General features: G+C 46.7%; 18 protein-coding genes. 12 read left to right on the top strand and 6 right to left on the bottom strand.

Annotated features, from left to right (window positions below; all coding sequences use genetic code 11):
* Window positions 1–138: 138 nt before the first annotated feature.
* The 3 genes from HP399_RS25505 (at window position 139) to HP399_RS25495 (ending at window position 2,408) form a co-directional block, all read left to right on the top strand.
* The gene (locus tag HP399_RS25505) at window positions 139–915 is read left to right on the top strand and encodes an amino acid ABC transporter substrate-binding protein (RefSeq protein ID WP_173621033.1); all 777 of its coding nucleotides are present in this window, start codon (window positions 139–141) and stop codon (window positions 913–915) included.
* A 72-nt stretch (window positions 916–987) separates the two neighbouring features.
* Window positions 988–1,647: an amino acid ABC transporter permease gene (locus HP399_RS25500; protein ID WP_007726776.1), complete on the top strand. Its 660-nt coding sequence runs from the start codon at window positions 988–990 to the stop codon at window positions 1,645–1,647.
* A 14-nt stretch (window positions 1,648–1,661) separates the two neighbouring features.
* The gene (locus HP399_RS25495) at window positions 1,662–2,408 is read left to right on the top strand and encodes an amino acid ABC transporter ATP-binding protein (protein WP_217367916.1); all 747 of its coding nucleotides are present in this window, start codon (window positions 1,662–1,664) and stop codon (window positions 2,406–2,408) included.
* 64 nt (window positions 2,409–2,472) lie between these two features.
* On the opposite strand, the gene HP399_RS25490 is transcribed toward HP399_RS25495, so the two are convergent.
* Window positions 2,473–2,736, bottom strand: a complete 264-nt coding sequence (locus tag HP399_RS25490) for a KTSC domain-containing protein (RefSeq protein ID WP_173621032.1) — start codon at window positions 2,734–2,736, stop codon at window positions 2,473–2,475.
* Between the two features lie 466 nt (window positions 2,737–3,202).
* Between HP399_RS25490 and HP399_RS25485 the strand changes: the two genes are divergently transcribed.
* The 3 genes from HP399_RS25485 (at window position 3,203) to HP399_RS25475 (ending at window position 6,719) form a co-directional block, all read left to right on the top strand.
* A complete protein-coding gene (locus HP399_RS25485; RefSeq protein ID WP_173621031.1) occupies window positions 3,203–3,529 on the top strand; it encodes a PadR family transcriptional regulator in 327 nt (108 codons plus the stop codon).
* Window positions 3,522–4,289, top strand: coding sequence for a VanZ family protein (locus HP399_RS25480; RefSeq protein WP_228088357.1), 768 nt, complete (start codon window positions 3,522–3,524; stop codon window positions 4,287–4,289). Before HP399_RS25485 ends, HP399_RS25480 begins: the two co-directional genes overlap by 8 nt.
* Before the next feature lie 138 nt (window positions 4,290–4,427).
* Complete coding sequence (locus HP399_RS25475) at window positions 4,428–6,719, top strand: glycoside hydrolase (protein ID WP_173621030.1); 2,292 nt, start codon at window positions 4,428–4,430, stop codon at window positions 6,717–6,719.
* Between the two features lie 53 nt (window positions 6,720–6,772).
* Here the strand turns inward: HP399_RS25475 and HP399_RS25470 are convergent, their stop codons facing one another.
* Window positions 6,773–7,699, bottom strand: coding sequence for a LysR family transcriptional regulator (locus HP399_RS25470; protein ID WP_173621029.1), 927 nt, complete (start codon window positions 7,697–7,699; stop codon window positions 6,773–6,775).
* Between the two features lie 136 nt (window positions 7,700–7,835).
* Here HP399_RS25470 and HP399_RS25465 point away from each other — a divergent pair, with 136 nt between their 5' ends.
* From HP399_RS25465 to HP399_RS25440, 6 genes are all read left to right on the top strand, one after another.
* Entirely contained in the window at window positions 7,836–8,591 is a 756-nt protein-coding gene (locus HP399_RS25465) for an SDR family NAD(P)-dependent oxidoreductase (protein WP_173621028.1), read from the top strand.
* Between the two features lie 41 nt (window positions 8,592–8,632).
* On the top strand, window positions 8,633–9,376 hold the full coding sequence (locus HP399_RS25460) for an SDR family NAD(P)-dependent oxidoreductase (protein WP_173621027.1): 744 nt from the start codon (window positions 8,633–8,635) through the stop codon (window positions 9,374–9,376).
* 153 nt (window positions 9,377–9,529) lie between these two features.
* Window positions 9,530–9,790 (top strand): spore germination protein, encoded by a 261-nt coding sequence (locus tag HP399_RS25455; RefSeq protein WP_173621026.1) that lies wholly within the window; start codon window positions 9,530–9,532, stop codon window positions 9,788–9,790.
* A 125-nt stretch (window positions 9,791–9,915) separates the two neighbouring features.
* Window positions 9,916–11,061, top strand: a complete 1,146-nt coding sequence (locus HP399_RS25450) for an alpha-hydroxy-acid oxidizing protein (RefSeq protein ID WP_173621025.1) — start codon at window positions 9,916–9,918, stop codon at window positions 11,059–11,061.
* A gap of 240 nt (window positions 11,062–11,301) precedes the next feature.
* Window positions 11,302–13,428, top strand: a complete 2,127-nt coding sequence (locus HP399_RS25445; protein WP_173621024.1) for a bifunctional diguanylate cyclase/phosphodiesterase — start codon at window positions 11,302–11,304, stop codon at window positions 13,426–13,428.
* 112 nt (window positions 13,429–13,540) lie between these two features.
* On the top strand, window positions 13,541–14,446 hold the full coding sequence (locus HP399_RS25440) for a DMT family transporter (RefSeq protein ID WP_173621023.1): 906 nt from the start codon (window positions 13,541–13,543) through the stop codon (window positions 14,444–14,446).
* Between the two features lie 53 nt (window positions 14,447–14,499).
* Here the strand turns inward: HP399_RS25440 and nadD are convergent, their stop codons facing one another.
* The 4 genes from nadD to HP399_RS25420 form a co-directional block, all read right to left on the bottom strand.
* The gene (nadD, locus tag HP399_RS25435) at window positions 14,500–15,138 is read right to left on the bottom strand and encodes a nicotinate-nucleotide adenylyltransferase (protein ID WP_173621022.1); all 639 of its coding nucleotides are present in this window, start codon (window positions 15,136–15,138) and stop codon (window positions 14,500–14,502) included.
* Between the two features lie 29 nt (window positions 15,139–15,167).
* Complete coding sequence (locus HP399_RS25430; RefSeq protein ID WP_173621021.1) at window positions 15,168–15,713, bottom strand: cysteine hydrolase family protein; 546 nt, start codon at window positions 15,711–15,713, stop codon at window positions 15,168–15,170.
* A gap of 28 nt (window positions 15,714–15,741) precedes the next feature.
* Window positions 15,742–16,530 carry an NUDIX hydrolase gene (locus HP399_RS25425; RefSeq protein WP_173621020.1) on the bottom strand — a complete coding sequence of 263 codons (789 nt, stop codon included), beginning with the start codon at window positions 16,528–16,530 and terminating at the stop codon, window positions 15,742–15,744.
* Window positions 16,531–16,684: 154 nt separating this feature from the next.
* Window positions 16,685–17,371 (bottom strand): YceI family protein, encoded by a 687-nt coding sequence (locus HP399_RS25420; protein ID WP_173621019.1) that lies wholly within the window; start codon window positions 17,369–17,371, stop codon window positions 16,685–16,687.
* Between the last annotated feature and the right edge of the window lie 255 nt (window positions 17,372–17,626).

The raw sequence follows: 17,626 nt of genomic DNA, 5'->3' as shown, positions 1-17,626 counted from the left end.
GGCGTATATTTCTAAGGTGCTTTTGTTTACTAAAGTATCGACTATTCCTTGCTAATGTGCTATCATGATACCTTGTTAACGTATTACCACTTTATCAGAGTGAAATATAGAGTAGGGAAAACGAGGGGGATCATCACGATGAAGAAAATAGCATGGATGTCATTGTTATTGAGTGCGATGGTTTCATTGGTAGTGGGCTGTTCCAGCGCAAAGACTGGCGCTGACGCGAACAAGCTGATTATCGGAGTTGATGATAAGTTTGCACCAATGGGATTCCGGGATGAGAAAAATGAGCTAGTCGGTTTTGATATTGATTATGCACGTGCAGCCGGCGAAAAGATGGGCAAACAAGTCGAGTTTCAACCTATCGATTGGAGCGCAAAAGAATCTGAACTAAATAGCGGTCGTATCGACTTGATCTGGAATGGATATACGATTACAGATGAGAGAAAAGAGAAGGTTCTCTTTACCAAGCCTTATCTGAAAAACGCGCAAGTAGTTGTTACGATGGCAAATAGCAACTTGACAAAGCTGTCAGACTTGGCCGGTAAAGGAATTGGTTTGCAAAAGCTGTCTTCCGCAGCTGACGCTGTCAATGCAAATGACATGAAAAATCAGGTCAAATCAATTACAGAGTATCCTGATAATGTACTGGCATTGAGCGATATGAAGATTGGGCGCGTGGAAGCAGTTGTCATCGACCAGATTGTAGCCGATTACTACATGGCAAAAGAATCTGGAACCTTTAAGCTGTTGGAAGAATCACTTGCTCCTGAGGAGTATGGAGTGGGCGTCAAAAAAGGGAACGAGGCGTTATTGAACGAACTGCAAAAAGCCTTGGATACCATGAATCAGGATGGAACAGCAGCTAAAATATCGGAAAAATGGTTTGGCGAAAATCGCGTGTTGAAATAAACGGAAGATACGATGGCTTCGCCGAATGATTGGCGAAGCCACGCTTTATTATAAGGATTAGGAGCATACCAGATGAGCTTAGACTATATTATCTCCATTACCGTGCCTATGCTAGAAGGGGCGCAGATGACGGTGTTACTGTTCTTCATCGCTATTCTGGCATCGATCCCATTGGGATTTCTTATTACCTTAATGGCGAATAGCAGCAACAAAGGTCTGTCTTGGTTCGCGCACACCTATGTGTATGTCATGCGTGGAACGCCTCTATTATTACAGCTATTGTTTTTTGTCTTTGGCCTCCCCCTCTTGCCAGTGATCGGAGAATACTTGGTTATGGATCGATTCGTAGCTGCATGCCTCGGCTTCGTGCTGAACTACGCAGCGTATTTCGCGGAGATTTTCCGTGGAGGACTGCTATCGATCGACAAAGGACAGTACGAGGCGGCACAGGTCCTCGGCTTTAGCAAATGGCAGACAACCAACAAGATTATTTTGCCGCAAATGTTTCGCGTGGCTTTACCTGCTGTCGCAAATGAATCCATTACGCTCGTAAAAGACACAGCGCTGCTCTATGCGGTTGCCGTCCCAGAATTGCTTCACTTTGCACAAACGGCTGTGAATCGCGATTTTACCATCGTTCCGTTTTTTATTGCGGGAATCATTTATTTGTTGATGACGCTATTGTTGACGTTGTTCTTTAAGTGGCTGGAGAAAAGATTCAAATTCGAATAAAGGGCTGGCGCAATATGGAAATCATTCAAGTATCGAATCTAAAGAAATCGTTTGGTAATCAGGAAGTTTTGCGAGATGTCTCGTTTTCGGTGAAAAAGAACGAAGTCGTGGCAGTAATCGGGCCTTCTGGCTCCGGCAAAAGCACGATGCTACGCAGCTTGGTCAATCTGGAGCAGGTGAATGGTGGCAGCATTCGTGTGCAGGATGATTATTTGGTGAAGGACGGCGTTTATGCCAGTAACCAGGAAATCAAGCAGATCACATCGAGAATGGGCATGGTCTTTCAGCATTTTAATCTGTTTCCTCATCTCACAGTAAAAGAAAATCTGGAGATTGCACCACGCGTAGTCAAAGGTGAGGCGCCCCAGGACATCCACAGAAAGAGTGCAGATCTCTTGGAAAAGGTCGGCCTGTCTGATAAGGCAGACGCGTATCCGGCGAAGCTCTCAGGTGGACAGAAGCAGCGTGTGGCGATCGCCAGAGCACTGATGATGAATCCGCAAATATTGTTGTTTGACGAGCCTACGTCTGCGCTCGATCCAGAACTGACGGGTGAGGTCCTGCAAGTCATCAAGCAGCTTGCCCAGGAGCATATGACGATGATGGTTGTGACGCATGAGATGGGATTCGCACGCGAGGTGGCGAACCAAATCATGTTTATGGACAACGGGGAATTCGTAGAGTCGGGAACACCTGAGCAATTGTTTACAAACGCTAAATTTGAGCGGACCAAAACTTTTTTGCATCGTGCATTAAAATAGGAAGATCAACAACAAATGCCCTCAGTGTCGAGAAGACAGATTGAGGGCATTTTGTATAGACAGGCTACATCACCTGATAGTTCAAGTACCGTTGGCTGATGAACGAATGAAAATGATCACTGAACGAGTCAGCATTTAAAAACGCATTGTAAGCGTAAGGAGTGACCCGACAGTAAACGAGCTCTCGTCCATCGTGAAAACGGATGTAGAGGTGGCTTGAAGACAGATCGTAGCGAGCAGCTTTGATCAATTTCGATTCCAGTTCCTTGTAGGTAATTTCTTGGGGTTGATTCTGACGTGGCAGAAATTGGCGGAAAAAAGATCTCAATGTACGTGCAAACTCCTTTATCTAAAAATCTGCTTATCTATTTCTACGAGTCTTCATTTTACGCAAAAATTTAGATTCGGAATACAAAAATAGCACACCAATTGCAAAATAGGCTAAGAGAACCGTATTCAGAACGATCATCGGAAAGTCGGCAAGCATGTAAGTGCCTCCTGTTAGAGAGAATGAAGTCACGAATGAAAAGGAACCTGCTCCAAAAAAGTGAAAATTTTCTTTTTGCTTCGTTCTATGGGCCTATAATCTGATTGTGTATAGAAAGGAATGATCATCCGAAAGTATGTAGACTCATGAAAAATGTTGTCGAATATAGTCTATATTACCTATTTTGTTATTGTCAATAATTACATAGCACCAAAACTTCTTTTTGCAAATTTCCTTGGTGAACTACCTTGTATCACGAGGTATAGTGTGATAATCTCTAGGCATGTCACGGGGAGGAGATGCTTTTGTGAACAAGGAGTTGTTGAAAGGAAGCATCGATCTATTGCTTCTCTCGCTGATCGCACAGAAAGATCAGTACGGCTATGAGTTAGCCAAGAAGATTCGCGATAAAAGCGATGAGCTGTATGAAATCGGTGAGGGCACATTATACCCTGCCCTAAAGCGACTGGAGACGCAAAAGGCAGTGGAGTCTTACTGGGGGGAAGCCAACGAAGGCGGACGCCGCAAATATTATCGGATTACCAAGACCGGCCAGGGACTTCTTCAAGACAAGATGAAGGATTGGCAGAGCTTGAGCAGACTCATTACGCTCGTCAATGAGGGAAGTGAGTAAGCGAATGAAGCTGGAAGAGTACGCAGAGCGGGTTGTCAGGCGTTTGCCGTGTTCCAGATGGGAAAAGCAGGATGTCAAAGATGAGCTGATGGATCATTTAAGGAGCATGAAGAGTGAGTTGGTCGAAGAAGGCTACGAGGAACAGCAGGCCGTCTCTCTGACCATTCAACGATTTGGGCCTACGGGGGCAATCAGCCGGGAACTGTCTGAATCGATGCCGCTCATTGATAAATACTTCCGCAAATGGCTCATGACGTTGTTTTTCTTGTATGTAGCGATCTCCAGCTATCTCTTGTTATTGTCGCCTGATCGCTTCCGGCGCAGAGCTTTTACAGTGGAATGGAAGCAGAGGATGATCGAATACGGTGTCCCGCAATATACGCATCTTTTTCAAAATACGAAGCCATTTCAAACCTTGGTGGATTACGTCTTCCATTATGATCATTACAGCTTCGGTACGGTGATGTATAACTTGATAGGGAATATCCTTATTTTTTTGCCGCTGGGATTGTTTTTGCCGCTTTTATTCTTGTCCTTTCAAAACATGCATCGCGTGTTTTTTCTCACATTGTCCGCCAGTCTTATCATTGAAGCGTTGCAGCTTTTTCTTGCATTAGGAAGCTTTGATGTCGATGATCTGCTGCTGAATGTAATCGGGGGACTGATTGGTTATGGAATGTTTCGATTAGGAGCAGCCATGATACACAGGCGAAGGAAAAGCATTCGCTTCGATGACGATTTGTCCGCTACACCCTCGTAAAAGCAACATAAGTCGAAGAAGCCTCATGGACCGAGGTCGCCGAGTTGTAAGGTGACCTTGGACAAGGTTTTCGATGGCTTTTTATGCATGTGTACATCGTATTACGATATACATAGTTATTCGATCTAGGAGGATTTCATGAAAAGAAAAGCGATTTTACTCATCGTGTTCGCCCTCATGCTCCAAGTAGTAGTTGGTTGTGAGAGCAACCATGCTAACGGGCAAGTGCAGACGAAGCAACACGCAGATTTTACTTTTGATGTGAAGCCGGAGACCTTCGAAGTATTTGTCGAGAAAGACGGAGTGAAGGAAAGTGCTTCTGAGCCCATCCCAGCGCGTAAGGTAGCGAATGTACAAAAAGGTGAGCAGGAGATTACCTGGAGCTATCCAGACGATAAGCTGGATGTCTCGCTTCAAAAGAAAGAGGATCATTTGCAAATCACCCTGACCTCGACAGGGACAGAGAGCTTTTCCTGGCCTACCGTGAAAGGATCTAGCTATATGCTGCCTTTAGGGGAAGGCAAGTGGATTCCTGCCGACGACAGAGAGTGGCAGTCCTTTTTCAAAGAGGAGAGTCTTACTTTCGCGGAGTCATTCTCCATGCGCTTTTTTGCTGTCAATAAGAACAAGTACGCGCTCATGTACGTGGTGGACAACTTGTTTAACAGTACAGTCGATTTTGCAGTCGATCCGACGATTTCCTTCACGTTCTCGCATGAGTTCACAACGATTAATTCAGACAAGACCTACGGATTTCGCTTGTATGTAACAGACAATGATCCAGTCAGCATTGCAGGCGTGTACAAGGATTATATAAAGGAAAAGGGAGAGCTGCTGACTCTGGCAGAAAAAGCGAAAGCGAACCCGGATGTGGAAAAGCTGTACGGAGCTCCTCATTTTTATTTGTGGAACAAGAGCTTCCTGACTGCTGAGGATGTAAAATGGCGTGCATTGAAAACCAAAATGGACGCGAACTTCATCGGATGGATGGAGCAGTTCTTGCAAAGCAGCGAGGATGGAAAAGAGAGCATCCAGCAATTCCGCGAGATTCAAAAACAGGATTACGTCGCGGACTACCAGAAGAGAGCGATCATCAGCGGGTTCAACTATGCGTTGCGCTCGCGTGAGTTTTACAATCCGAAGCTATTTACGAACGTCGATGAGAAGACAAAAGAACTCATCGGAAAAGGGATCGACAAGCTGACGGAAGCACAGCTGTACGACTTGAACAAACGACTGCTGAAAAGTGTATTGCAGGATGCCGTTCCACCGATAGAAAAGTGGGGCAATGCGGATTCTACTGATCTGCTCACGGACATGAAAGCAGCCGGAATTACGAATGCATGGATCGGCTTGCCGGACTGGACTGCCGCTTACATGAAGCCAGCATTCACTCAACAGGCGAATGATACAGGCTATTTGATCGCCAGTTACGACTCGTACCATTCCATTCATAAGGAAGAGAATCAGGATTGGAATACGGCTATTTTCGAGGATAAGAGCTTGTATGAGAATGCGACAATCACGAAGAAAAATGGAGAAAAGAAGGCTGGTTTTCTGCAACGTGGCAGATTGTTGAATCCAACCTTATCGCTGCCAAGTGTGAAGCAGCGTATGGATGAAATCATGAGTAACGATGTCGCTTTTAACTCGTGGTTTATTGATGTAGATGCAGCAGGGGATTTCAACGATGATTATTCGCCTGAGCACACGACGACAGAAGCGCAGGATATGAAGGCGAAGCTTGCACGGATGGACTATATTCGTGATGAAAAGAAATTGGTCGTTGGCTCTGAGACGGGCAACGACTTCGCTAGTAGAAGCATTGCTTTTGCCCACGGGATTGAGACGCCTGTCATCAAATGGGCAGATCCAGATATGAGAAAAAACAAGCAAAGCCCGTATTATGTGGGAGGTTATTGGTCCCCAGCGGGTGAGATTCCAGAGCGTTACAAGAAGCAGGTTCCGATTAAGGAAGAGTACCAGCATGTGTACATTAATCCAGCGTACTCCTTGCCGCTATTCAAACTGGTTTACAATAACTCGGTGATCACAAGCCATCACTGGGAGTGGGGTAGCCTGAAGATCAAGGGAGAAGTCGGTACTCGCATGCTCAAAGAACTGCTCTACAATGTCCCGCCGCTCTATCATGTGGATAGAAAGATGTGGGATGCTGAACAAGAGTTGATCATGAACTATCTGAAGGTGTGGTCTCCCTTCCATAAAAAAGCAGTGCAGCAAGAGATGACCGATTATCGTGTGTTGTCTGAAGACAGACTCGTGCAAAAGGCAGTTTATGGGGATGATTTGCAAGTGATCGCCAATTTCTCACAGAAAGATTTCACGTACGAGAATCAAGTGGTGAAGGCTAGATCGGCTCTCATCATCGATGGTAAGAATAAACAGACATTCCTTGCTCCAGCGCAATAGGAATGCATGGAAAAAGGCTGTCCGCGAAAATAATGCGGCAGCCTTTTTGCTTACTAAGGAAGTGGGGAGTATTTCTTGCTTTTCAAATCGTATTGCAGTCGATTGATAAAGTTCATGGAAATGCGGGAGTAATGCCGTTCCGCAGAGCGGACCCAGCCATAATAAATAGGTTGTTGATAAGGGATATCCAAATCAAGGGTTCTCGAATCGGAGTCTTGCAAATGTGGTTCATGAACAAAAGAGTAGTCCAGTCCGATCGTAACAGCGAGATTTTGCCGGATCGCATTGCGGAGGGCTTCTGTGTTGTTTGTGGTGAACAGTATGTCGACAGGACCGTATGTAGCGGCAAAATCCTCTACGAACCATTTGACATAGTCGTCGTTGTACAGGACAAAGGATTGCTTACGGAGCTCTTCGGGCGTAACGGAATCCTGATAAGCAAGTGGCGAGTTTTTGGGGACACCGACGACCATTTTTCCCTCTAGCAGCTGTTCGAACACCAAGCCAAGTCCCTCGCTCTTTTTGAGCAGGTTCTCGTGGATGATGACCAGCCCAATGTCCAGCTTGTCATGAAGAATGTCCTCTAATATTTCCTGCGTGCCTTTTTCTGCAATTTCGGTACGGATGTGAGGATAATCTTTCTTAAAGCTCGCGACGGCATCGACCAGTAGATTCATGGGACCGGGAATCGTGGCGAGTCTCAGCTCACCCGTCAACGTGTTCGTGTAGTTTTGTGCTTCCTCCCAGATCTCCTGGATTTTCCCCAAGGCTTCAAACGCTTTTTTGATGATGATACGCCCTTCAGAGGTCGGTACAGCTCCTAAGCGCGAACGTGTAAACAGAGTAACGCCTAGCTCTGCTTCCAGACTGGCGAGTGACTGGCTGATGGCAGAGAGTGTCACGTGCTTGTTCTGAGCGGCTTTGGTCAGGGAGCCTGCCTTCGCTATTTCTACGATATATTCCAGTTGTTCCAGATGCATTTGGCAAGCTCACATCCTTTAGTCGTACTTAAGGAAGGGTAAGTATGTTTACATATTTTTAAATATAAAAGAGTCCTATAATGAAAGCAAGGCAAGGGATCAGGTATAAAAGACATAATAAATGGAGGCGTTTTCAATGGCGAGACTCGAAGGGAAAGTAGCGATCATTTCCGGTGGCGGAACAGGAATCGGGAAAACAACGGCGATTCGTTTTGCCAAAGAAGGTGCGGAAGTAGTCGTTACCGATATCAATCTGGAAAGTGCCTCTCAGACGGTAGCCGAAATCAAGGATGCGGGTGGAGAAGCCATCGCGATTGCGCATGATGTAAGCCGTGAAGAGCAATGGCAGCAGGTAGTGGCAACCACCGTAGAACAATACGAGAAAGTAGATATCCTGTTCAACAATGCAGGCATTTATATCATTAAACCGTTGGCGGAGATTACCGTAGAGGAATGGAATCGTCTCATGGCGATTAACGTAACGGGCGTCTTTTTGGGAATGAAGCATGTGATGCCACACATGGCAAAACAACAAGGTGGTTCTGTCATCAATGCCTCTTCCATCGCTGGGCTTTTTGGTGCACCGGGTCACGTCTTGTACGGAGCGAGCAAGGGAGCGGTTCGTATCATGTCCAAGGATGCAGCGATGGAGTATGCGGCACAAGGTGTGCGCGTAAACTCGATTCACCCTGGTTATATCGATACAAACATGGTGTCCTATGCTTCGGAAACGACAAAGCATTCCAAAGCAGAGCTGGCACAAGCTACTCCAACAGGTCGACTCGGTACTGTCGAGGATGTAGCCAATATAGTGCTGTTCCTCGCTTCTGACGAGTCTTCCCATGTCACAGGGGCGGAATTCGTCATCGATGGCGGCGCGACAGCGAGATAAATCGGTACGAATACCATTTTCGAAAATAGGAGGAGTTATCCATGAGACTCGAAAATAAAGTAGCGATCGTAACAGGTGGAGCAAGCGGAATCGGAGAGACAACCGTCCGTCTCTTCGCAAATGAAGGGGCAAAAGTAGTGATTGCTGACTTCTCCCCACGTGGAAATGAATTGGCGGAAGAGCTCAATCAGGCGGGCTTCGATGCGTTGTTCGTGAAAACGGACGTAACGAAAGAAGACGAAGTGAAAAATATGGTGAGCGCCACTGTAGAAAAGTTCGGAAAGGTAGACATTCTGTTTGCCAATGCGGGAATCGCGAAAGACGCACCAGGTCATCTGTTGAGTATGGATGATTGGCAAAGAACGATTGATATCAATCTGACTGGCGTGTTCTTGTGCGATAAATACGTTATCGAGCAAATGCTGGCGCAAGGGACTGGCGGCGCGATCGTCAATTGTGGCTCGATCCATAGCCATGCCGGAAAAGCAGGTGTGACCGCATACTCTTCCGCCAAAGGTGGCGTGAAGCTCCTGACCCAGACACTGGGACTTACGTATGCCAAGCAAGGGATTCGCGTAAATGCGGTCTGCCCAGGCTATATTGACACGCCGCTGATCGCTGGTCGAGATGAAGCCTTAAACGAGCACCTGATTGGATTGCATCCGATGGGGCGCTTGGGTAAACCAGAAGAAGTTGCCAAGGCTGTTCTGTTCCTTGCCAGCGATGATGCTTCCTTTGTCACTGGGACAAGCTTGCTGGTCGACGGCGGTTATACCGCGCAATAAAAAGGTCTTTCTCCTCGCGTAGATTTGTCTACTCGGGGAGATTTTTTTTCGCAAGATCACATCGGACAAATGCCCTCAACCATCGTCCAAGCGGGCGCCAAACCGATCGAATATGATGGGAATAAGCCATTACGCAACGGGGAGGGAGGAGTTTTGCCGACTTTTGTAGGCACGGTAACCATTACCAATAATGTCGGGAATATCAACTTTGGCGATACGGCAAACAACTCTCCGAAAAGCGTAACCAAAGCGTTTGCTGGTTCGGGTGGAAATAATAGCGGTAACGTAGTGAAGGTCATCAATGAAAATAGTCAAACCATCACATGGGTGGGTTCCATTACCCGTGGAATGAAAGCAAAAAAAGCAAAGAAACAAATCCGTCGCGCAGCCCGAAAAGGCAAAAAGAAAAAGTAGCCTTGAAAAAGGCGCGTGTGAGAATGGACAAGCTCAACAATAGAATTGAGATTAAGACTATTGCGAATTTATGTGAATTGAGATAAAAAAGATGAAAGACGATCGCAGAAAGGAAAGCAAACCATATGACGAAAACAAATGAAGAATCACTCTTATTTACCCGTGTGAACAAAGACACGCAGGCACTGCCGATTTCCATTGAGGATTGGGAGAAAAAGGCGCGAGAGGTTTTGCCGGATGGGCCATTTGATTATGTTGCCGGGGGATCAGGGGCAGAAGAAACGCTGGTAGAAAATCGGACAGCTTTTTCCCGTTGGGCAATCATTCCGCGGATGATGCGGGATGTGACGAGTCGCACCATCGGTATTTCGATGTACAATCAAGCGTTGCGCACACCGATCTTCTTGGCACCTGTAGGCATGCAGACGATTTCACATCCCGATGGAGAGCTGGCGTCTGCCAAGGCGGCAGCAGCAGCCGGAGTGCCGTTCGTAGCCAGTACAGTTTCCGCTCACTCACTCGAACAGATTGCCGAAGTGATGGGCGATGCCTATCGCTGGTTCCAGCTCTATTGGTCGAATGATCGAGAGGTTTCTGCCAGCATGGTCAGACGAGCGGAAAAGTCTGGCTATTCTGCCATTGTCCTCACGGTAGATACCGTTATGCTAGGGTGGAAGCGCAGAGACTTCCGCAACGGGTATTCGCCACTGCGCGAAGGAAGGGGACTGGCGAATTACTTGACAGATCCTGTTTTCTGCTCGCGACTCCCTGAGGTAACGCCGGAGAATGCAGTGGAGGAAGTGTTGAAAAACATTTATCATCCAGCGCTGAATTGGAACGATATCGCCTTTTTGCGTGAGCATACTCGTCTACCGATTTTGGTAAAAGGCATTTTGCATCCGGATGATGCGCGACTTGCTTTAGAGCATGGTGTAGATGGAATCATTGTTTCCAATCACGGTGGACGGCAGATGGATGGCGCCATTTCTACGCTGGATGCGTTGCCAGCGATTGCCGAAGTGGTAGCTGGCAAAATACCTGTCTTGCTCGACAGTGGCGTGCGTACAGGAGCAGATGTCGTGAAAGCAATTGCTTTAGGTGCCAATGCTATCCTGATTGGTCGCCCATTCCTGTATGGACTGGCTGTTGCAGGAGAGCAAGGCGTAGCGAGTGTGTTAGATACACTCATCCATGAATTTGACGTCGCGATGGCGCTGTCTGGCAGCAATTCTGTTGCGGACCTCAATCGCAGCATTTTGGCCCGTTTGTAAGGGAAACAGGCCAATCATACCCATTGTTGAAAAAAGTGAGCCAGGCTACGTGCACTGGTTCATTTTTTTCGTATGGACACCTCATGAAGTTTGCAAAAATGTTGTTTCTACCGCAGCTGTTCTCGTTGAACTTTCGGAAAAACATGGTAAAATGGAACGAACTTGTATTCTGAACGTTACGATCCTTCTGTAAGGATCATTTTTTTTGACTGTATTCGAAAGTATAAACAGGAGATTGAAATGAATAACCAAATGTTATCTTCACTGACACCCCAAGATTGGGCTGGGCTACTACGCGAAAAAGATGGTGAGCTGAACATGGTTGTGAATGAGCTGGCAGATGTCAAATACGCTTTGGACCAATCCACGATCTTGGCAATTACGGACCATAAGGGGATTATTTTGCGGGCAAATGAGCAATTTTGCCGCATATCGAAATACGAACGAAGCGAATTGATTGGAAAAGACCATCGTATTCTTAATTCGGGTTACCATCCGCAAGGCTTTTTTAAAGAAATGTGGTCTTGCATTCGATCTGGCCAGGTCTGGCGGGGGGAAATTCGTAATCGCGCCAAAGATGGCAGCTATTATTGGGTCGATACAACCATCGTGCCATTTAAGAACCAAGAGGGCGAAATCTATCAATACCTTTCCATTCGCAGTGATATCACATGTCGTAAGCTGATGGAAGACGAGCTCAAGCGGAGTGAAGAAAAGTATCGCATTATCGCGGAAAACACATCGGATATCATCAGCATCATCAACCTGGATGGGGAATTCCTCTATTTGTCCCCGTCTCATAAGCGGGTATGGGAGCATACCGTTCCTGATGAGGAAATCCATAACCTGTTCGAGTGGATTGTGGAGGATGACCGAGATATTTTTGCTTATGCGATTCAGCATGCCTTCTCTACACGTAAAGAGTACATGGTGGAGTGCCGGATTAACACCCAAAGAAACGATGTGATCTGGACAGAAAGCAAAATCAATCCGATCACGGATGAAGAAGGAAATGTGACCAAGCTGCTCCTCGTTACCCGTGACGTCACAGACCGGAAACAGTCCGAAGAGACCATTCACCACTTGGCTTATCACGATGCGTTGACAGACCTGCCGAATCGACGGATGTATGTTCAACAGCTCAGCAAGGAAATGATGCAGGCCAAGCGTTTCCAATCGAATCTGGCTGTGTTGTTTTTAGACATGGATCGCTTTAAGGATGTGAATGATTCGTTCGGTCATGACGTAGGGGATATGTTGCTGATCGAAGCATCAAAGCGTCTACAGGCATGCCTAAAACAAGGAGATGTCGTGGCCAGGTTGGGTGGAGACGAATTTACGATTTTGCAGAACCATCTACAAGATCGAAGCGAAGCGACTGCATTGGCAGAGCAGATCATGAATCAGTTACAGCGGCCGTTTGAATTAGAGGGTCATGCGTTCAACGTGTCGTGCAGCATCGGTATCGCCATGTACCCGCAGGATGGGGACAATCCCGAAGATTTGTTGAAAAGGGCCGATACGGCCTTATATACAGTGAAGTCACGTGGGAAGAATGGCTATGACTTTTTCGATCCAACGATGGAGGCGAAGTCGCTGGAGCGCATTTTGATGGAAAATGAGATGCGGAAAGCCATTGAACAAGAGCAGTTCCAAATTTACTATCAGCCCAAAATCGATATTGTGACAAGTTCGATGACAGGCATGGAGGCGCTCGTCAGATGGGTGCATCCAGAGCTGGGCATCATCCCGCCGAATCGCTTTATTCCTATCGCTGAGGAGACAGGAATGATTCTGGCGCTTGGGGAATGGATTTTGAAACAGGCGTGCAAACAAAATAAAATCTGGCACGATCAAGGATATACCCTGAAGGTCTCTGTGAATTTGTCAGCGAGACAGATCTATCAAAAAGATCTGGTCGAGATGATCAAGGATATTCTTCGGGAAACCAATCTGTCTCCTGATTGGTTAGAGCTCGAGATTACGGAGAGTATTTTTGTCAAAATGGAAGAGGCAACGGCAGTCCTGCAACAGATTCGGGACATCGGCATCCAAATTTCGATTGATGATTTTGGGACAGGCTATAGCTCGTTTAGTTATATTAAAAGCTTGCCAGTCGATACCATCAAAATTGACGCCTCATTTATTCGCGACATTCATCACAACCAAGAGAGTCAAGCGATTGTAAAAGCGATTGTCACGATCGCGCAAAGTCTCAATATGAATGTCATCGCAGAGGGAATTGAGCTCCATGATCAAGTAGCGGCTTTGAAGGAAAATGGCTGCGACCACGGTCAAGGCTATCTGTTCAGCAAGCCGCTTCCGACAGATGCTTTCGACCAGTTCCTGCGCCAAGAGCTGCAATAATATGGCAGGAAGCAAAGCCGGGTGAGAACATCCGGCTTCTTCTTTCGTGTGGTACTATAAGAGGCGGACAAAAACATAAGAGCAAGTGTGCAGCTAGAAAGGGAGGCCCCTCGTGGGAAAGTTTTCGGGTAAGACTGTTGTTGCTATTGCAAGTTTGGTATTGATGTGGGGATTAAGCTGGTCGATCTACAAAATGTCACTCGCTTATACGCCACCGATTTTATTCGCAGGAATGCGTTCGCTGATTGGCGGACTTCTGCTCGCTTTATTCATTTTACCGAAATGGAAAAAGATCAACTGGCGTGAAAACTGGTTGCGCTATTGTATATCTGCCTTTCTGAATACCTTGTGCTTTTACGGCATTCAGACGGTTGGACTCGTGTATTTGCCAGGTGGATTATTCTCTGTGTTGGTGTACTTCCAGCCAATCTTGATTGGACTCTTTGCCTGGTTGTGGCTGGGTGAGAGCATGACGGTCCTCAAGGTCATCGGGCTGATCATGGGATTCCTCGGGATACTTGCGGTCAGTGCAGATGGACTGACTGGACAGGTTTCCATCGTGGGCGTTATTTTAGGTTTGTTGACGGCTCTTACGTGGGCGCTGGGCGTGATCTATGTGAAAAAAGTTAGTGCCAAGGTAGATTCGCTGTGGATGGTTGCCATGCAATGCATCATCGGTGGCGCGGCCTTAACTCTTTTGGGGACAGGCGTAGAGAGCTGGTCCGACATTGTCTGGAATGTTCCGTATCTGATCGGTCTCAGCTATGGCGCTACATTTGGTGTACCGATTGCCATTGTCATTTACTTTGGGCTCGTGAATGCAGGCGAAGCGAGCAAGGTGGCCGCCTTTACGTTTCTCGTACCGCTCATCGCAGTCGTCACGGGTACCATTTTCATGGACGAGCCGGTTACGTATTCGCTCATCGCTGGTCTGGTATTGATCGTGTGCAGTATTTGCTTGGTGAACTATCAGAAAAAGATACGACAACCTGCAATTGCTAATACTCTTAATCGTTGATGAGACGACAAAAAAACAGCCGACACCAGGTTCGGCTGTTTTTCTTTTTGAGATTATACGTAGGGCTCTTTGTAGATTCCTTTTTCATAAATGTACTGAAGGCAAGCATCCGGCAACAGGAAGCTGGGATCGCCGCCCTTGCGGATTTCGTCTCGGATGTAGGTAGAGCTGATTCCCATGTTGATGCCTTTGCTCATAATGAGAAAATGCTCGTCGTGATTGCGCAGCAGCGCGTCCTCGGCGATCAGGTCAGCGGTCGGATAGCCTTCACGCGACATCACGATGAAGTTGAAGCCTGCGATCAGCTTTTCAGCGTTACCCCAGTTCGACAGTCCCTCTAACAAATCCGACCCCATGATGAAAAAGAGCTCGTCGTTCGGGTACTTCTTTTTCATGTGCATCATCGTATCGTACGTATAGGTTTCACCTGGCAAGGCATCCATCTCGACTGTAGAAATCTCGAAAAGAGGTTCGTCATATTTGTTTGTTTTGTGTGTACTGCTTGCTAAAGCCAGTTTGAGCATGTGCAAGCGATGGACGTCCTCTGTCTGCAATTTTTTATCATGACGCTTTGAAGAGCATGGTACGAAAATGACTTTGTCCAGTCGTCTCCGGTGAGCGACGGTCGCTGCGGTGAACAAATGGCTATAGGTTATGGGATCAAAGCTGCTGCCATAAATGCCGATTCGCATAAAAATTGCCTCCTATCGTCATGAGCCTGTTATTTTTTTCGAACAGTCATGCCAAGCTGGTTCTGAAAATGACCGAGAGCCCATTTGTGGCCTTCTGGAAGAAAGCTCGCTACAGCATCCTCGTGGATGACGACAGAAAAGCCGTTATAGAAGCCTTCAATCGCTGTATGGAGTACACAAATGTCCGTGCAGACACCTACCAGATGAATCTCGGTAATACCTCTCGTACGCAACAATAGCGCAAGGTCGGTACCTTGGAAAGCACTGTAGCGCGTCTTATCCATCCAGTGAATCGTATCTTCGAATTCCTCGTAAATCTCCTGAATGCTGCCATACAAATTCCGTCCAGCCGTCCCGATAATGTTGTGCGGAGGGTAGAGTCCTGTCTCAGGGTGATACGGGTCCTGCTCGCGATGAGCGTCGACTGCCATGACGACAAAGTCGCCTTCTGCGAGGAAGTCGCGGATCAGCTCTCCAATGCGTCTTTCAATAGCCTGACCAGGCTCTCCACAAGTCAATGCACCATCTGTCGCGACAAAATCATTCGTGTAGTCGATCACAATCAAAGCTTTCATGGCAAAAACCTCCTGAATGTGGACTTTTTCAGTAAATCATGGCAGTTGGGGTAAAGCCTGTAAAGCGATAGAGCTTGGCTGGTGAATTCGAAAACTCGGTCGAGTAGACAGGCTGTCCGTCAGCTGATAGAACTGGCTCGAGCAATCCTTGCCGTCTGGTTGTCGCAAGCAAGCGCCGCTCGAAATTTCCGCGATCTTTTGCCGAAAAGGACGGAACGACGGTCTCGATCACTTGCAGCAGTTCGCTCAAGGTAAACTCATCTGGCAAAAACGCTTTGGCGATAGTCGTTTGCAGCATCTGCTCACGAACTCGCTGTAAGGCGTCAGTCAAAATTTCACGATGATCAAAAGCAAGGTTGAGGGCAAAAGCTTCTTCAATCGGAAACAGCAGCGCGTCTGATGCATCGTCGCTAGCCTGTGTGTGTTTCAATAAATCTTCATGAACGAGGGAGACATAGGCAACACTCGGGATCCAACCACGAGGGTCTCTACCTGGCTTGTAGTACGTCTTCAACTGCTCGATGTGTACATCGCGGTCAATATTCGTCTCTTCTTTCAATTCACGATAGGCGCATTCGTCCAGTGTCTCCGATTCATGGGAAAATCCGCCGGGTAAGGCCCATTGCTCTCCAAATGTATCGCTTTTTCGCTTGATCAAAAGGACGGCCAATTGCTTGAGTGGCAGTGATTTTGTTTTCGTTTGGCGCGGGATGGAAAGGATCGTAAAGAGGCAAATATCTGTAGGAAGTCCATCCGGCGAGCGGTACTTTTTGGTACGATAGTGGATGCGTTTGGCTCGAAGGGGTGACGTACTCACAAGATCATCCTTTCCGTTTGCTCGAATCTGATATCATGCTTTTATGTTATGATAACGTTTTAACAATGTCAATATTACAATGTAAAAAACTGTGAAAAAAGACGTCTGTGAATGTCAGACGTCTCTCGAAGCAATTCCTGCGAAAAGCGATTGATTAAACAGCATCCAGCGCGAGTCGCAATGTAATGTTAATGTTTTCTTCCGTTTTGGCCACGATTGTATGAGGGCTAGTCAATCCGAAGTCACCAAACGTTACGACGGACGTTCCTTCCAACTGCAGCTTGCCTTGGGAATAAATCGCGTCAGCATTAATTTTCACGTCTTTGGCAAGTCCTTTTACGGTCAGGACGCCATTGATGGTGAACGAAGCTTTTTGGCCTTCTGTCCAAGTGGTTGGCCAGTTCTCAAAAGATTTCGCTTCAAATGTAGCTGCAGGGTTCACGGCTGTATCAAAGTAATCTGGAGATTTGATATGGGTGTCGCGCTTTTCATTACCGGAGTTCAGCTTATTCAAGTCTGCGGAAGCTGTTGCTTTCATTTGATCTGGTGCAGAGAGGTTTACATCCCAGCTACCAGTAATGCCGTCCATTTCAAAGTTTACCGTTTCTTTCGACGTAGTTACGGAGAAATAGACTTTGGACTGGTCATTGATTGTCCATTTTTTATTCAGTTGATCTGCTGTCAAAGGTGTTGACAAAGCGGTAGATGAGGCTGTGGTTACCGCAGCTGCAGGCTGAATCTCCACATGGTTTCCCACGAAATAGTCATAGAGCATGTAACCTCCGATACCGACCACAAGCGTGGCAACTGATGCTGTCAGGATAACCGAATTCTTTTTCATTATTGTATAACCTCCATGTTTTGAAGTGTTCAGATTGTCGTATGTATTTGACTACGCAGGGATCATTATGAGAGAGGAAGCTGAGTGGGGCTTGAAAGCTGGCTGAAAGTTTGTTGAAAGTGCAATGGTAAGAGAATTATCAACGTTTTTTATATTAAATTTACATTTATTGGGTTGCTGTACTATCAAAAGCTTTCAGCTCGTACTCAGGGCATATTCAGCAAACATTCAGCTACTCTTGGCCTGTTCAGGTAA

The organism is Brevibacillus sp. DP1.3A (assembly GCF_013284245.2).
In the GTDB taxonomy this organism is placed as follows: domain Bacteria; phylum Bacillota; class Bacilli; order Brevibacillales; family Brevibacillaceae; genus Brevibacillus.
This window is presented reverse-complemented; position numbering and strand designations above follow the sequence as displayed.

Excerpts from the sequence above, each read along its gene's own strand:
- HP399_RS25505 (WP_173621033.1), top strand. The coding sequence starts at position 139 with ATGAAGAAAATAGCATGGATGTCATTGTTATTGAGTGCGATGGTTTCA.
- HP399_RS25500 (WP_007726776.1), top strand. The coding sequence starts at position 988 with ATGAGCTTAGACTATATTATCTCCATTACCGTGCCTATGCTAGAAGGG.
- HP399_RS25495 (WP_217367916.1), top strand. The coding sequence starts at position 1,662 with ATGGAAATCATTCAAGTATCGAATCTAAAGAAATCGTTTGGTAATCAG.
- HP399_RS25475 (WP_173621030.1), top strand. The coding sequence starts at position 4,428 with ATGAAAAGAAAAGCGATTTTACTCATCGTGTTCGCCCTCATGCTCCAA.
- HP399_RS25470 (WP_173621029.1), bottom strand. The coding sequence starts at position 7,699 with ATGCATCTGGAACAACTGGAATATATCGTAGAAATAGCGAAGGCAGGC.
- HP399_RS25465 (WP_173621028.1), top strand. The coding sequence starts at position 7,836 with ATGGCGAGACTCGAAGGGAAAGTAGCGATCATTTCCGGTGGCGGAACA.
- HP399_RS25460 (WP_173621027.1), top strand. The coding sequence starts at position 8,633 with ATGAGACTCGAAAATAAAGTAGCGATCGTAACAGGTGGAGCAAGCGGA.
- HP399_RS25450 (WP_173621025.1), top strand. The coding sequence starts at position 9,916 with ATGACGAAAACAAATGAAGAATCACTCTTATTTACCCGTGTGAACAAA.
- HP399_RS25445 (WP_173621024.1), top strand. The coding sequence starts at position 11,302 with ATGAATAACCAAATGTTATCTTCACTGACACCCCAAGATTGGGCTGGG.
- nadD (WP_173621022.1), bottom strand. The coding sequence starts at position 15,138 with ATGCGAATCGGCATTTATGGCAGCAGCTTTGATCCCATAACCTATAGC.
- HP399_RS25430 (WP_173621021.1), bottom strand. The coding sequence starts at position 15,713 with ATGAAAGCTTTGATTGTGATCGACTACACGAATGATTTTGTCGCGACA.
- HP399_RS25420 (WP_173621019.1), bottom strand. The coding sequence starts at position 17,371 with ATGAAAAAGAATTCGGTTATCCTGACAGCATCAGTTGCCACGCTTGTG.